The sequence below is a fragment of the Elusimicrobia bacterium HGW-Elusimicrobia-1 genome (assembly GCA_002841695.1).
Classification (GTDB): Bacteria; Elusimicrobiota; Endomicrobiia; order PHAN01; family PHAN01; genus PHAN01.
Genome location: PHAN01000023.1, coordinates 1 through 15,208, shown reverse-complemented (window position 1 = coordinate 15,208; position 15,208 = coordinate 1). Strand labels below are relative to the sequence as shown.

15 protein-coding genes are annotated in these 15,208 nt (G+C 53.3%); all 15 read right to left on the bottom strand.

Annotated features, from left to right (window positions below; translation table 11 throughout):
- Window positions 1-188: 188 nt before the first annotated feature.
- Entirely contained in the window at window positions 189-1,040 is an 852-nt protein-coding gene (locus CVU77_09035) for a diaminopimelate epimerase (GenBank protein ID PKN00692.1), read from the bottom strand.
- A 132-nt stretch (window positions 1,041-1,172) separates the two neighbouring features.
- Window positions 1,173-2,417, bottom strand: coding sequence for a diaminopimelate decarboxylase (lysA, locus tag CVU77_09030; GenBank protein ID PKN00691.1), 1,245 nt, complete (start codon window positions 2,415-2,417; stop codon window positions 1,173-1,175).
- Window positions 2,418-2,444: 27 nt separating this feature from the next.
- Window positions 2,445-3,503, bottom strand: a complete 1,059-nt coding sequence (gene aroB / locus CVU77_09025; protein ID PKN00690.1) for a 3-dehydroquinate synthase — start codon at window positions 3,501-3,503, stop codon at window positions 2,445-2,447.
- Between the two features lie 21 nt (window positions 3,504-3,524).
- On the bottom strand, window positions 3,525-4,034 hold the full coding sequence (locus tag CVU77_09020; protein PKN00689.1) for a shikimate kinase: 510 nt from the start codon (window positions 4,032-4,034) through the stop codon (window positions 3,525-3,527).
- Between the two features lie 3 nt (window positions 4,035-4,037).
- Window positions 4,038-5,258: a glycosyl transferase family 1 gene (locus tag CVU77_09015; GenBank protein ID PKN00688.1), complete on the bottom strand. Its 1,221-nt coding sequence runs from the start codon at window positions 5,256-5,258 to the stop codon at window positions 4,038-4,040.
- A 108-nt stretch (window positions 5,259-5,366) separates the two neighbouring features.
- Complete coding sequence (locus CVU77_09010) at window positions 5,367-6,011, bottom strand: hypothetical protein (protein ID PKN00687.1); 645 nt, start codon at window positions 6,009-6,011, stop codon at window positions 5,367-5,369.
- A 34-nt stretch (window positions 6,012-6,045) separates the two neighbouring features.
- Window positions 6,046-7,200 carry a chorismate synthase gene (locus CVU77_09005; protein ID PKN00686.1) on the bottom strand — a complete coding sequence of 385 codons (1,155 nt, stop codon included), beginning with the start codon at window positions 7,198-7,200 and terminating at the stop codon, window positions 6,046-6,048.
- Window positions 7,197-8,576, bottom strand: coding sequence for a DNA repair protein RadA (locus CVU77_09000; protein ID PKN00685.1), 1,380 nt, complete (start codon window positions 8,574-8,576; stop codon window positions 7,197-7,199). Before CVU77_09000 ends, CVU77_09005 begins: the two co-directional genes overlap by 4 nt.
- Window positions 8,577-8,772: 196 nt before the next feature.
- Complete coding sequence (locus tag CVU77_08995; GenBank protein PKN00684.1) at window positions 8,773-10,119, bottom strand: hypothetical protein; 1,347 nt, start codon at window positions 10,117-10,119, stop codon at window positions 8,773-8,775.
- A 20-nt stretch (window positions 10,120-10,139) separates the two neighbouring features.
- Window positions 10,140-10,880 (bottom strand): ABC transporter ATP-binding protein, encoded by a 741-nt coding sequence (locus tag CVU77_08990; protein ID PKN00683.1) that lies wholly within the window; start codon window positions 10,878-10,880, stop codon window positions 10,140-10,142.
- Window positions 10,880-11,659 (bottom strand): ABC transporter permease, encoded by a 780-nt coding sequence (locus CVU77_08985; GenBank protein ID PKN00682.1) that lies wholly within the window; start codon window positions 11,657-11,659, stop codon window positions 10,880-10,882. The genes CVU77_08990 and CVU77_08985 overlap by 1 nt, the downstream gene beginning before the upstream one ends.
- 8 nt (window positions 11,660-11,667) lie before the next feature.
- The gene (gene alr, locus CVU77_08980; protein PKN00681.1) at window positions 11,668-12,786 is read right to left on the bottom strand and encodes an alanine racemase; all 1,119 of its coding nucleotides are present in this window, start codon (window positions 12,784-12,786) and stop codon (window positions 11,668-11,670) included.
- The gene (dnaB, locus tag CVU77_08975) at window positions 12,773-14,176 is read right to left on the bottom strand and encodes a replicative DNA helicase (protein PKN00680.1); all 1,404 of its coding nucleotides are present in this window, start codon (window positions 14,174-14,176) and stop codon (window positions 12,773-12,775) included. Before dnaB ends, alr begins: the two co-directional genes overlap by 14 nt.
- Window positions 14,155-14,607, bottom strand: coding sequence for a 50S ribosomal protein L9 (rplI, locus tag CVU77_08970; GenBank protein ID PKN00679.1), 453 nt, complete (start codon window positions 14,605-14,607; stop codon window positions 14,155-14,157). Before rplI ends, dnaB begins: the two co-directional genes overlap by 22 nt.
- Before the next feature lie 202 nt (window positions 14,608-14,809).
- Window positions 14,810-15,052, bottom strand: a complete 243-nt coding sequence (gene rpsR / locus CVU77_08965; GenBank protein PKN00678.1) for a 30S ribosomal protein S18 — start codon at window positions 15,050-15,052, stop codon at window positions 14,810-14,812.
- Between the last annotated feature and the right edge of the window lie 156 nt (window positions 15,053-15,208).

Below are 15,208 nucleotides of genomic sequence, written 5' to 3'. Positions count from 1 at the left end.
ACGACAAACGAGACCCTTCACGGAGCCTGCCCTGAGTAGGACGAGATCCTTCGCTACGCTCAGGATGACAGAAGGCGAAGGGTTCAGGGTGATATTTCAACGGCTTTTTCAATGGTTTCATTATAGCAAATTAGTTGTTATTTCAGCCATAAAAGGTAGATGAGAATATTGCGACCGGAGGTGGGGGGTTAAAGATTATACCGGCCGGTAAAAACCACCCGGGCGGGACCTTCGAGGGTAACTTCATTTATCGAAGAAGGAACGATTTTACGGGAACGCGAATCAATTTTGTACGCGTAGTCAACAGTCAAAATATCGCCGCCGCGCGTGAGGCACTTGACCGGCGGACGCGCGTATCCGAGAATGCCCGATATTATCGCCGCGGCGGTAACACCCGTGCCACAGGCCAGCGTCTCGTCTTCCACTCCGCGTTCGTAAGTGCGCACGGCAATCGCAGAGCGCGACTTAATTTTGACAAAATCGGCGTTGGCGCCGGACGGAGCGAATTTTTTGTGATATCTTATGGCGCGGCCCAGGGAAACGACTTTTATTTTTTCAAGATTGTCGACGAAAACTACCACGTGGGGAACGCCGGTATCGGCGAAGTGCGCTTCAAGACGCGAACCGTCGGCGGACAGCGAAAAACCGAGTTTTATATTTCGCACAGGAGGAAGTCCTATCCGGACTGTGTCTTCTTTGAGTTCGTAGCTTATTATGCCCGCCGGAGTTTCAAAAACGCCGCGATTTTTCTTTACGGCGCCAGTCAATGCGGCAAAACGCGCTATCGAACGGGCTCCGTTTCCGCACATGGAAACTTCGGAGCCGTCGGCGTTAAGGTAACGCATTCTGAAATCCGCCCGTCGGGAGCGCTCAAGAAGTATCATGCCGTCGGCTCCGGCGCCGTACTTGCGGTCGCAGAGCCGTCGGGCAAGGGCGGAAACCGCGCGGCGGGATGCGGGCATTATTCCGGAACGATTGTCTATCATGACAAAATCGTTGCCGGCTGCGGTCATTTTTGTGAAGCTGACTTGTTTTGTCATAAAACGTCCCGATATTCGCCATTATGAAAACCGCCAAAAGAAATCCCCCTTCGTCCCCCTTTATAAAAGGGGGATACAGGGGGATTTTTGAAACGGCCTAATATCAACAATGAAATCGGCATAGATTTATTTCTAAACACGCGCGTCGAGGTCGGCGTATGTTTCACGTTTTCTTACTATTTTGTATTTTCCGTCGGACACAAGCACCTCGGCGGCACGCAGGCGCGAATTGTAGCGGCTCGACATCGCAAATCCGTAAGCGCCGGCGCACAACACGGCTATGAGATCATTTTTCTTCAGTATCGGCAAACGGCGCGACAGCCCCAAAAAATCTCCCGTTTCGCATATCGGCCCCACAATGTCGGCCGTAACCACGCGCGAAGCGGATTTCTCGACCGGCAGGATTTCGTGATATGCGTCATAGAGCGTTGGTCTTATCAAATCCGACATACCCGCGTCGGCGATGAAAAAATGCTTGCCCAGCGCTTCTTTGTGATATATCACCGAAGCCACCAAAGCCCCCGCCTCGCCCACGATGGACCGTCCGGGCTCGAAAATATAGGTGCGCGCCGCGTCCCTGTCCGACGAGAAGACGCTAAGCGTTTCTTTGACAAAAGTCGACGGAGAAGGCGGATTCTCGTCGTTATAACGTATGCCGAGACCTCCGCCGAGGTCGACATATTTTATCGAAAGCCCCGACGATTCCAGCCGGTCCGTAAGTTTTTTTATTTTCCGCGCGGCCGCCGTAAACGGCGACGTCGAAACGATTTGCGAGCCGATGTGCGAATGGATTCCCGCCGGTTCAATGTGCTTCATTCTACGGGCGGCATTGTAAAATTCCAAAGCGTCTGATATCGGAATGCCGAACTTGGTGCGCGATTTCCCGGTGGTGATTTTTTTGTGCGTCCCGGCGTCGACGTCGGGATTTATGCGCACGGCTACGCGGACGATTTTGCCGGCGCGGGCGGCAATTCCGTCGATGGCCTCAAGCTCCGCGCGTGATTCCACGTTGAACATAAGGATTCCGGCTTTTATCGCCGCGCGGATTTCTCCGTCGGTCTTGCCGACGCCGGCGTACACAAGTTTCGACGGCGAAATGCCGGCCGCCATCGCCGCGTAAAGCTCCCCGCCGCTCGTTATGTCTGCCCCGCAGCCGGCAGCGCGAATGACTTTAAGAACGGCCGGATTGGAGTTGGCTTTCACGGCATAGCAGAGCAAGTGCCGCACGGAGGCAAGGCCTTTTTTGTAGTCGAGTATCCGACGCTCGATGTTGTCGCGTGAATATATGAAAAAGGGCGTGCCGACCTTGCGGGCGATACTCTTCAAACTTATACCGTCGACGCACAAATTGCGATTTTTATAAACGAATGGATTCATTTTTTATAGCACTCCGTATTTTTTCCGTTAAAATGCGGCAAGCTTCTCCCGTATATCGTCCACGGAAACTTCCATAAAAACCGCGCGGCCTATCGAAGACGGCAGATAAAGCCGTATGTTTTTGCCGCGGATCTTTTTATCTCTTGATACGGCCGCCGCCACCGCGCGCCTCGAAACCGATTCCGGCGCTTCCGTCGGCAAACCGAGGGCCGCAAGCAGGTTCCGGACTCTGCGGGTTTCCTTAAAACCGCACAGCCGCTCCGCGAGAATGCATTCTTTAAGAACTCCCGCGGCTACGGCCTCGCCGTGCGACACGGCCTTGTAGGACGCGGCTTTTTCGAGAGCGTGTGCGTAAGTATGCCCGAAATTAAGAATCTCTCTTATGCCCTTTGTTTCATACTCGTCTTTTTCCACTACCGCGGCTTTGGCCCGGACACAGCGTTCTACGACAAAATCCCACTTGAATTCCGACGGCGGCGTTTTTTCAAGATATTCAAAAAGTTTGCCGTCGGATATCACCGCGTATTTCACGATTTCGCCGAGACCATTTTTGATTTCACGCGGAGGAAGCGTATTCAGAAACTCCCCGCTCACGTAAACAAGCTCCGGCTGATAAAACGCGCCGGCAAGATTTTTTCCCTCTTTTAAGTCCACGCCCACCTTTCCGCCGACGGAAGAATCCACCATCGCAAGTAGAGTCGTGGGCGCCTGAACGTATCTTATGCCGCGAAAAAGCGTGGCGGCCGCGAATCCCGCCATATCGCCCACGACGCCGCCGCCCAACGCCAATATCACGGAATCACGGTCGAGTCCCGCGGCGACCGCGCGCGAGTACACGCGCTCAATCGACCGAAGATTTTTGTGCTTTTCCCCCGCGGGTATTTCCGCCCAGGCAAGATCTATGCCGGCCGCGCGGAAGGACTTCGCCATACGGGCGCCGTACATTCTGCGTATCAAGGGATTAGTCACCGCGAGTATTTTTCGCGCGGGGACGGCTTTTGCAAAGGCGGCGGCAAATTTGTTTATCGGCCCGCCGATGATAACGGGGACGGTTTTATGCGGTAATCTGACGGATATTTTTTTCATTTGAGTCGAGACGACACGATGTTAAATGCGTCCCGCCAAACTGCGGATTATGCTTTCGGCGGCGGCTTCGGCGCTCAAAAGTCCGGTGTCGATTCGGACATCGCAATCGGCGTAGAACGGTTCGCGTTCGACCAGCAGTTTTTTTATCTCCGAAAGAACATCGGGTTTATCAAGCAGCGGACGCGAACCGCCGTCGTTTTTCAGACGCTCGTAAATCTTTGCCGGAGACGACGTAAGATTGATGATTATACCATTTTTTCGCAAATGCGACATGTTTTCCCGTCGGAGAACGATGCCACCGCCCGTCGAGACGACTTTGCCGTCCATGCCGGCGATTTCGACGGCCACCGCGCTTTCGGCGGCGCGAAAAGCGCGTTCGCCGTCGTCGGAAAATATCCTCGCTATGGTCTTGCCCGCGCGGCGCTTGATGATTTCGTCGGTATCGATGAAATCTTTTTTGAGCGCTGAGGCAAGCGCCCTGCCGACCGACGTTTTGCCTGTTCCCATAAATCCCGTCAGTATTATATTCATATTTTATAAGTGCACCACGTCGCCCGAATGACTCAGCGACAAAAACATAAGCAGATATTCCCTCAAATGTCTCGTCAGAAGAAAATTATTTTTTATGTGCTCCCTGCCATTGGCTCCGAGTTTCGCGGCGTATTCGGGAGAATGCAGCAACTGTTTTATCCAATACGCCGTTCCCTCGACGGTATGCGTGAGTATGCCGGAATATTTGTGCGTAATTTGAAGAGGTATTCCTCCAACGGCTCCGGCTATAACGGGCTTGCCTTTCCAAAGCGCCTCCGAGACGGTGAGGCCAAAGCCCTCGCGCAGGGATTTTTGCAGAACTACGTCGGAGCCGCGCTGCAGAGCGTTTATCTCTAAATCCGACGACGGCGGAAGAAGCAGTATGAAAATATCTTTGTCTCCGGCGGCGGCTTCGCGGACTTCGGCCAGAACTTTTTCGCCCTCCGGATCATCGGTGGCGCCGCCGCCGGCGAGCACCAGCTGGCAATCAACATATTTTTTTGCCTGACGGTAGGCCTCTATCACTCCGACGGGGTCTTTCAAATAATCGAAACGCGATATCTGGGTGACAACCGGCCTGCCGCGGTCAATACCGAAACTCTCGAACACAGAGGATATGTACGCTTCGTCAAGTTCCTTGTTCTTGTCCGACAACGGGTCTATGGACGGAGCTATAAGAATTTGTCTTACCGAAAGCGACCGCGCGAACGCGGGGGCGGAAAATACCGCCGCGTCATATTTTTCAATGTATCCTCTGAGAAACTGCCAGAGTTTTTCGTCGGGACGGGAAAAATCTATGTGACAGCGCCACAGCCATCCGCCGGACGCTTTGTTCCTTTTTTCCACGAGAGCAATCGGCTGCGGGTCGTGGATGAAAACCACGTCGGCGTCAAGATTCATAGTCGCGGCGTTTTGGCGGTTAATCTCAATAAAATGCTCGTACTCGTCGCCGGAAATTTCCGTCCTGACTCCGTGGAGGGCGTTATGGAATTTTTTTGTGGCCGCGAAAAACTTCTCCCCGCCTTTTATGACTTCCCATGAGGCGTTAATGCCGAGTTCCGAAAGAAGCGGCATCATACGCGAAAGTATTTCGGCTACGCCTCCGCCGACGGCGGTAGAGTTGACGTTAACCACGCGCGCGCCGCGCAAACGCTCGGCGAGCAGACGTATTTCCTCGACGGTATCGGCTCCGACTATAGGGGTGTAATTATCAAGATTCGGCATAAATTATCGTGTTGAATCTTTTGAACAAACACTTTCCATAATGAAGGCGTATGGCAATACGCCCCTACAATGTCTCTTACAAAAATCTGCCGGCCGTAAAACGCGGCGTCAGCGGATTTTATCTTTTATCAGAGATCGAATTCTTTGCCGCAGATTTTCAAGTGTCCGTGTGTAAGGGTCCATCTTCGCGACGGCGGCGGCGATTTCTTTTTCGCCGAGCTGCGTTCCCAGCCAAAAGGAAAAATCGTTGTCGCCCTTTTCAAGACGCAGACGTGCCTCAAAAATATGGAAATATATCGAGTGAATGGAAACCATACCCAGAGTTTCATAAAAATCCCTGAGGTTATCGACTACGTGCGGCGTGGGAACCACGAACGTCACCGACTTCATAAAATGAAATTCCTCGCCGTCGGGCGCACGGCGCTCGGCGGGATGATGTTTAATGTGTTCTTCGATAATTGAAATGAAACTCTCGCGCAGCGGCGCTATCCCGCCGAATCTGACGATGTCGACGGCGGCGAGTTTTTCGCCCAGGCGTTCTTCCTTCAGAGACATGGAAACCCAGTAGGCGAAATCGTTGGGAGGTTCCGGAGAGAGGAAGTGATGCTGCTGCAGAAACCTGTGAGTGTGATAGTATATCGACGAGCCGGGGACGGATTTGAGACCTTCGAGGAATTCTTTCAAATCCGCGGCTTTTCTGCCGAGGAGCTCGGTAAGATTTAGACGGGTATAAAATCTGAACGGAGTCGCCATAGGGAAATTGTCTTACGGCGGAATCAATAACCGCCTACGCCCGACGGCGCGACGACGAGCGGAGGTTGTCGAGGAATTCGGATACGCTGTCGCCGCCGAACTTATCCCTGACGGCGGCCGCAATCACGAAAGCCGTCATGGCTTCGCCGACTACGGCGGCCGCCGGAACGGCGCACACGTCGCTTCTGACGGCGGCCGCGGGCGACGGTTTTTTCGTGGCGATGTCGACGGACGCCAGCGGCTTCGTCAGCGACGGTATGGGTTTCATTGCGCATCTGGCCCTGATTTCGCCGCCGTTGGTCACACCGCCTTCAAGCCCGCCGGCGTTGTTCGTTTTGCGGAAATATCCCGCCGTTTTCGAGTAAAATATTTCGTCGTGAACTTTGGAGCCGCTCGTTGAGGCGGCTCGAAAACCCGCGCCTATCTCGACGCCTTTTATGGCCTGTATCGACATCAGCGCGGCGGCAAGTTTGCCGTCGAGACGCTCCTTCCACGAAACGTAACCGCCCAATCCCGCGGGAGTTCCCGAAACCGCCACGGCAAATACGCCGCCGACGGTGTCTCCGGATTTTTTGGCGGAATCTATGAGCGCGGCCATTCTTGAAAACGCCGCCGCGTCGGGTATAGACAGTGTATTTTTTTTGGCCAGCTCCGATATCTTTAACGCCGGCGCCGACGGCACGTCCGCTTTTACGCCGCCGATTTCCTCGACCCATGAATAAACGCCGATGCCCGCAACCGACAGAAACTTTTTGAACAACGCGCCGGCGGCCACTCTCGCGGCGGTCTCGCGGGCGCTGGAACGCTCCAGAACATCGGTTACATCGTCGAAGCGATACTTCATAAGACCGGCGAGGTCGGCGTGGCCCGGACGCGGACGCAGAAGCCGCATTGAGGATGCTCCGGATATTTTATCGACGGACATCAGCCGGCGGTTGTTGTCCCAATCGCGGTTTTTTATCAACACGCAGACGGGCGAACCGATGGTCCTTCCCCATCTTACTCCGGAAACTATTTCCGCGGTGTCTTTTTCCATCGCCATCCGCGCGCCGCGGCCGTAGCCGGACTGCCGGCGCGAGAGTTCCGCGTTTATGCCGTCGACGGATATTTCAAGACCGGCGGGCAGACCCTCTACGACAACTCCGATAACCTTTCCGTGCGATTCTCCGAAGGTGGCAAAATCCATCATGATTTTCGTCCTCTTTCTCTTAAAATTTCCACGGCCTCGGCAAGCGTGGACGCCGGGTGTATTTTTATTTTTTTAGGCAGTGTTGCGCGCGAAAGCCCGCTTTTGGGAACTACGGCTTCGTGGAAACCCATCGCTTCCGCTTCTTTGAGACGGTCGCCGAGCCGCGAGACCGCCCGGATTTCTCCGGAGAGTCCTACTTCGCCGACGGCAACGACCGAAACCGGCACCGTAAAATCCGACGACGCCGAAGCCACCGACACCGCCGCGGCAAGATCTTCGGCGGTACTTTTTAATTTAAGTCCTCCGGCGACATTCAGATAAACGTCCTGGAATTCAAGATGAAAACCGCACCTGCGCTCAAGCACCGCTATGAGCATGACCATTCTGTTATAGTCGATGCCGTTGGCCTGGCGGCGCGGCACGCCGTAGTTTGCTTTTGTCACCAGAGATTGTATTTCCACGAGAATCGGGCGCGAACCCTCGATGGAAACAGTGACGACCGAACCGGAAGCCGCCGCATCCCCACGTTCCCTTAAAAACAGCGCCGACGGATTGGACACACCTTCGAGTCCCGTCTCCTTCATTTCAAAAACGCCGATTTCCGCGGCCGGGCCGAAACGGTTTTTGTTGACCCGCAAAATTCTGTAAATTTGCTGCTTCTCCGACTCAAAATAAAGCACCGTGTCGACGATATGCTCAAGCACGCGCGGCCCGGCGAGATCGCCTTCTTTGGTGACGTGGCCGAGCAAAAATACCGAGATGCCCCGCGATTTGGCAATTTTGAGCATTTCGGCGGCGCATTCCCTGACTTGCGAAACAGTGCCGGGAGCGCCGGCCAAATCGGGGCGGTACACCGTCTGGATGGAATCTATTACGACGTGTCTGGGCGATAAGCGTCCTATCGCCTCCACTATATTTTCAAGATTAGTTTCGCACAGGACGAATATACCGTCCCTCGAAGCCGACACTCGGTCGGCGCGATTCTTTATCTGCCCGGGGGATTCTTCGCCGGAGACGTAGAGAACTGGCCCCGAAACGGCGGCAAGCGCCGCTGAAATCTCAAGCATCAGAGTCGATTTGCCTATGCCCGGCGGACCGCCCAGAAGCACCATGCTCCCGTCGACAACGCCGCCTCCCAGAATTCTGTCGACCTCGCCTATGCCGGTGGGAGTGCGCGCGAAACTGCCGGCCGATATTTTATCTATCGGAGAAACTTCGGAGGAGAAATCGGTGAGAGTGCGGCGGACCGGCTGCGTTTTTTGGGAGAGAAGTTCTTCGTCGAAGGAATTCCACTTGCCGCATTCGGGACATCTACCCAGCCATTTGGCCGAAGAAAAACCGCACTCGCGGCAGCGGAAGATGTTTTTTGTTTTCATTCTTTAATTCTTGTTTTTCAATCTCGTTCGTTTCCCTCGCCCCCGCGCCTTCTTTAACTTTGTCATTCCCGAATGTTGTTATCGGGAATCCAGAATTCGGCGGCGCATATATCTGGATTCCCGCTTTCGCGGGAATGACAAACGGGGCGGGATTTAAGAGAAGCTGACAAAAAAATAACGACAGGCAACTGACATATCACGGTCTGGCCAGTCCCACCAGCCCCAAAAGGTATCCGATATCGTTGTCTTTGACAAAAAGGTTTACGTAAACGTTCGTATTCTGCTCGTGCGCGATGTCCTCGACTTGCGTGCCAAGCGTAACGAATTTGTAAATATTGACTCGGGCGCCGACGTCCACGTTGGCGGCAGCCACGGGTTTTTTTCGGAAGAAATCGGAACCCTCGGCGTATACCTCGAATTTGTTCCACGGATTTCCTTTATAGAAAGGCCTTATGCTGAATCCGCCGCCGCCCTTGTTTTTGACGACGCCGGCATAAATACTTCCGTAGGGTTTGACTCTGCCGACGTGAAAATCAAGCGTGTTTCTTTCTTCCGGATCGAATTCCGTGCGCTTGTCGCCCAGGTTCCTGCCGCCGAAATAATAGTACTTCTGGGGCGATGGCGATACTCTAAGGCCCACATCGGGCTTGTACAAATCGTATTTGGTGTCGTAACGGAGCGAAAAGTTCCAGTGCGTGTCTATGACCGATATTCTGCGCAGAACACGCTTGGCTTCGTCGGCGGTGTCCTTGATGGACGCGACCGCGCCTTTGAGGTTCTCTCCCATTTCCTTGTCTTTAAGAACTTTGCCGGCAAGACCTTCGCCGGCCTCGACGGAAGTCACTATGCTGTCGAGTTTTTCGGAAATGCTTTTAAGGTGGGCTATCGTGGCCTTCAGGTCGGCCTTGCCGTCGCCCAATATTTCGTCGAGATTGGCCGATATCGAGTCCACGCGCTTTGTGATGGAGTGAATATTTGAGACGATCTCGACGACTTTTTGTTCCTGCAAATGAACGGCCGTGCGCAGAGTATCCGTGACATCCCTTATATTCGCCACTGCCTCGGAGAGGTTCTGCCCCAGCGATTTTCCGTCGGTGGGTTTAAGAGAATCCGTCAGGGCCTCTATGCTTTCAAGAGCGCTCGTGAGCATTTTATCCAGCGAAACAGGGTCTATACCGCGCAGAGCGTGACCGTTCCGGACGACAGGCCTGGAAGACGACCCCGTGGTAAGTTCAAGATATTTCGTGCCGATTATCCCCGTTGCGATTATGCGGGCCTGCGCGTCGTCGTGAATGTTAACCGACTTTCTTATCCAGACCCTGAGATTGGCCTTGCCGTCCACAAGAGTAATGCCCTTGATACTGCCGACGGTAACGCCGGCTATCTTGGCCGGCGCCTTGTCCGGAAGTCCCGCTGTATCGGAAAAAACCACATTGATATAGTAACCGCGGCGAAAGGAAAAATCGCCCAGTATCGTTATAACCGTGACGAAAGCCGCGACGGCGGCGAGCAGGAATAATCCGAGTCTCGTTTCCTTATTCATTATCGCTGATTATACAATTTTCACACCTTTTCTTCGGTGTGACCCTCTATGAACTGCCGGACGATTTCATTGCGGGTATTTTTTATCTCGTCCGGCGATCCTATCTCGACTATCTTTCCGTCGTAAAGCATCGCTACGCGGTTGGATACCTTGTATGCCGCGACCATATCGTGAGTAACCACTATGGAAGTTATTTTAAGGTTGTGCTGAAGTTTCAGTATCAAATCCGTTATAAGGTCGGCCTTTATCGGGTCGAGGCCCGTCGTCGGCTCGTCGTAAAGTATGTATTTCGGCTCCGTGGCTATGGCGCGGGCCAGGCCGACGCGCTTTTTCATTCCGCCGGAGAGTTCCGCGGGTTTCAAATGCTCTATGTTTTTTAAGCCCACGTTTTCAAGACACCATCTGACTCTCTGGGAAACTTCGTTTCCGGAAATGTCGGGGCGCAGATTCTTGAGTCCGAACGCGATGTTTTCGGCGACGGTCAACGAGTCGAACAGCGCCGCGCCCTGAAAGAGAAATCCGAATTTTTTCTGCACTTCCCAAAGCGCGTCGTCTTCAAGGCCGGTTATCCTGTGTTCGTCCGCGAATATATCGCCGTCGTCCACCTGAAGCAATCCGACCATACACTTTAATAACACGCTCTTTCCGCCGCCGGAAGCGCCTATTATCGTTATGGTCTCTCCGTCGAGAATGTCCAAACTCGTTCCGCGAAGAACGTGGTTCGAGTTAAACGATTTGTGAACGCCGGAGATTTTTATCATTACCCGATTCCGATTGCGACGAGAAAAGAGGATATGAAATAATCCGACACCAGTATCATCACCATAGAAATCATAACGGCGCCGGTGGTTGTCTTGCCCACGCCCTCGGCTCCGCCTTCGCACGCAAAACCCTTGTAGCAGGAAACGGAAACTATAATCAGGGCGAAAGCGAGGGATTTTATCAACCCGTGCATAAGGTCGCCGATATCCATATGATCGAGTATGTCATCCCAGTAAACCGTGGAAGGCACTCCCCATTTATATACCGTAACCAGCATTCCTCCGACGATACCGATAATATTGGCGCACAGAGCGAGAATGGGAAGCATCACCAGATTGGCGATAAACCGCGGCACCGCCAGATATTTCACGGGGTTGGTGCCCAGGGTGTAAAGCGCGTCAAGCTGCTCGGTGACTTTCATCGAACCGAGCTCGGCGGCTATAGCCGCCCCCACGCGGCCCGAAATAACTATGGAAGTAAGAACGGGACCGAGTTCTTTGACTATGGCGAAGCCCACGACCGAACCCACATAAACCGGCTCGTTGAAAATATTCCTGAAGGCCGCGCCGGTCTGAAGCGCCATAACCATTCCGGTGAACACCGAAGTGAGCGCTATCACGGGAAAAGAACGCACGCCGACCTCCAACATCTGCTCGACGACGTTCCTGCGGTCCACGTTTCCCTTGAATATGTAAACAAGGGTGCGCGAAGTCATAAGAGCGAGTTCCCCTACGCTTTTGACGACATCCATAAAAGACCGGTGGACGATGGTTATCATTATTGTTTTTAGTCCGTCTCGATTCTGGGAACCCTATCGGAGATTCCGCATACTATCTCGTAGTTGATGGTGCCGGCAAGAGCGGCAAGCGCCTCGGCCGTCACGGTAAGGCGGCCTTGACGGCCTATAAGAACGACCTCGTCTCCGACGGAAACACCCGGAATTCCGGTAACGTCGAACATAGTCATGTCCATAGTTACGCGCCCGGCGACTTTCGCAGCGCGGCCGCGAACCAGAGCCGTCGCCGCGCACGAAAAGCCCACTCTGTAACCGTCGGCATAGCCCGCCGGAACCGTGGCTATCAGGGACTCCCGTCGGGCGATGAACCTGCGGGCATAACTTATCGACGAGCCGCGGGAGATCTTTTTCAAAAAAACGATGCGCGATTTTAAGACAAGCGCCGGATTAAGCCCTACTTTTTTAGACGGAGCCGCCGACGGCTGCAAACCGTAAAGAGAGATGCCCGGCCGAACCACGTCGAAAGCCGCCGAAGGAAAAAAGAATATCCCAGCGGAGTTGGACATGGAAAAATCCGCCGCGGCAAGGCGGGGATGGCGGACAGCGGATTTTTTTATCTTTAAGAATCTTTCGTACTGAATGCGCGTATAGGAAGGGTCGGAATCGGCTGAAGCGAAGTGCGAATATATTCCGCGGCAGATTATCGCTCTCGACGAAGCCGCGGCTTCAAGAACCGTTCCGGCGCGCTCGTGACTTACTCCGATGCGGCCCATGCCGGTGTCTATTTTCAGATAAAAAGGAAGTTCGCGGCCCATGGAGACGGCCGTTTTATCGAGGGCTTTTAAGCCCGAAACGCTGGATATAGTCGGAATAAGTCCCGCGCGGGCGGCGACGGGAAAACTTGAAAACGGCCAGAGCGAACCGAGCACCAAAACCGGCTTTTTTATACCGAAGCATCGGAGTTCGAGCCCTTCCTCGACGGTCGCCACTCCGAAACCGCGGACGCCGCTTTCTAAAATGTTTGAGACAATTTGCGCGCCGTGGCCGTATGCTCCGGCCTTTACCACAGCCAGTATCCCCGCGCCGCGCGCGCGCTTTTTGACTATAGCCAGATTGGCGAGCACGGCCGAACGCGATATCTCGGCGGTCGTCGGCCTATAAATCGGCATGTTTTCTGTCCGGATTGTCGAAACGGGCGTATTCTCTCAGGAAACAGGCCTTCACTGTGCCGGTAGGCCCGTTTCTCTGTTTCATTATTATTATTTCGGCGGACGTCTTTTCTTCGTCGCTCAAACTTTCCTTATCGGACTTGTAGTATTCCTCGCGGTAAATGCCTGCGACCAGATCGGCATCCTGCTCAATGGCGCCCGACTCTCTGAGGTCAGAAAGCTGCGGACGTTTTTCGCGGCCTTTTTCCTCGGGACGGCGCGAGAGTTGTGACACGGCTATGACGGGAACATTAAGATCCATGGAAAGCCGTTTCAGCGAGCGCGATATCTCGGCTATCTCCTGCTGGCGGGAATCGCTGCGCGACGAAGAATGCATCAATTGGAGATAATCGACTATTATAAGTGAAAGTTCTTTGCCCGAGCGGGCAAGATTTTTTTTGAGTTTTCTGGCGCGGGATTTAAGCTCGAGTATTTCCCCCGACGACGTATCGTCGATATAGAGAGGCGCCTCGCTGATTATTTCGCCCACCGTGGTCAGCACGGGCCAGCCCTTTTTTTCCAGATAGCCCTTCTTTGCTTTCTGCATGTCGATGCGCGCGCGGGAGCAAAGCATACGCAGCATCAGTTCTTCTTTGGACATTTCCAGCGAAAATATAGCCACGGCTTTCTTTAATTCTATGGCCACGTGCTCGGCGATATTTACGGCGAAAGCCGTCTTGCCCATCGACGGGCGGCCGGCAATTATTATAAGGTTGCCCGGCTGCAGGCCGCACGTCATTACGTCGAAATCGGTTATGCCTGTGGCAAGTCCCGTGACCTCTTTTTTGTTAAGAGACGCCTTTTCGATGCGGTCGAGCTGGCTCTGAACCAGGTCTTTTACGTGCACAAAATCCGATTTTCTGCGCGCGCGGATATCGAGCACTTCCTGCTCGGATTTATCAAGTATGTTGTCGGCGGTCTCGTCGGCTCTGTACGCGCGCTCGGCAAGATCGGCGCCTACATAGATGATTTTTCTGAGAGTGGATTTTTCTTTTACGACCTGCGCGTAGTATTCCACGTTGGCCGAAGTAGTTACGGAATTATGCAGGGAGAGAAGAAACGCCGCGCTGCCGGCGATGTCCGACGAGAGGGTCTTGTCGGTCTTGATTTTTTCCGATACGGAAATTATTTCTACCGGTTCGTGATGGTTGTATATGTCGAGGATGACTTCAAATATCCGGCGATGATTATCGACGAAAAAATCCGACGGCTCTATGTTGTACTCCACTACCTTTTCTATCGCGTCACGGTCTATGAGCATGGAACCGATGACGGCCTTCTCCGCTTCAATGGAATGCGGAGGTATCCTCAGGACCTGCTCGTCGAAGTTTACTTCTTTTCTATTACCCATACTTTAAGGGTGGTCTTGACTTCCGGATGAAGCGTAACTTCGACCGTGTAGGCGCCTGTCTGCTTTATGGGTTCTTTAAGGGTTACGGCGTGTTTCGGAAGAGTCGCTTCCGGCATTTGTTTGGCCAGATTTTCGGCTATTTCTGCGGCTGTAACCGCCCCGAACATTTTTCCGCCGGCGCCGACCGCGGCTTCCACGGTAACCGAGAGACCTTCTATCTGTTTGGCGAGTTCCTCAAGCTTTTTCTTTTCGGCGGCAAGACGTCTGCCGATAAGTTTTTCGTGCGCGGCGACGGTCGCGGCGTTTTTCTTGGTGATTTCGACGGCCAACTCTCTGGGAAAAAGGTAATTTCTGGCAAAACCCCGCGCTATCTTTTTTTTCTGACCTTTGGACGCCACGCCCGGCACGTCTTTTATGAATATCACTTCCACGGTTTTTCTCCTTGCGTTGTCTTATAGTTATTAGGAGATTGGGAGATTAAGAAATTAGGGAGCGCCCCTATAAATCCTAAATCTCCCGCTCTTAAAACTTTTACTCTTTTACCCCAATCTCTTAATTTCCGAATCTCTCTATGCCGCAATTACAACATCTGCCGCCGGAAACACGCGTTGCCAGAAAGCATCCTGTGACACGCTACACAACAAAAGGCATACGGGCCAGAATGCGCGCCCTTTTGATTTCTCTGGATACGGTTCTCTGGTGTTTCGCGCAGGCGCCCGTGACGAAAGACGGCAAAATTTTGCCTTTGTCGGACACGAAATTTCTTAAGACCTCGGGTTTTCTGTAACTCGGTTCCACCTTATCCTGGCAGAAACGACACTTTCTCTTTCTTAAAAACGGCCCTCTTCTTCTGGGGCCACGGCCTCTGGGTATCATCTCTTTTCTTCTCCTTTTATTTCATTTGTTATTGCGCCACCGCTCTCACCCTCTGTCATTGCGAGGAGTCACGCCGTCTTTTGTAAAGAAAGTGATTAGTGGATAGCGAATAGTGGTTAGTCCGTTTCTGCTGTCCAACTGTGACCGAACAGACGC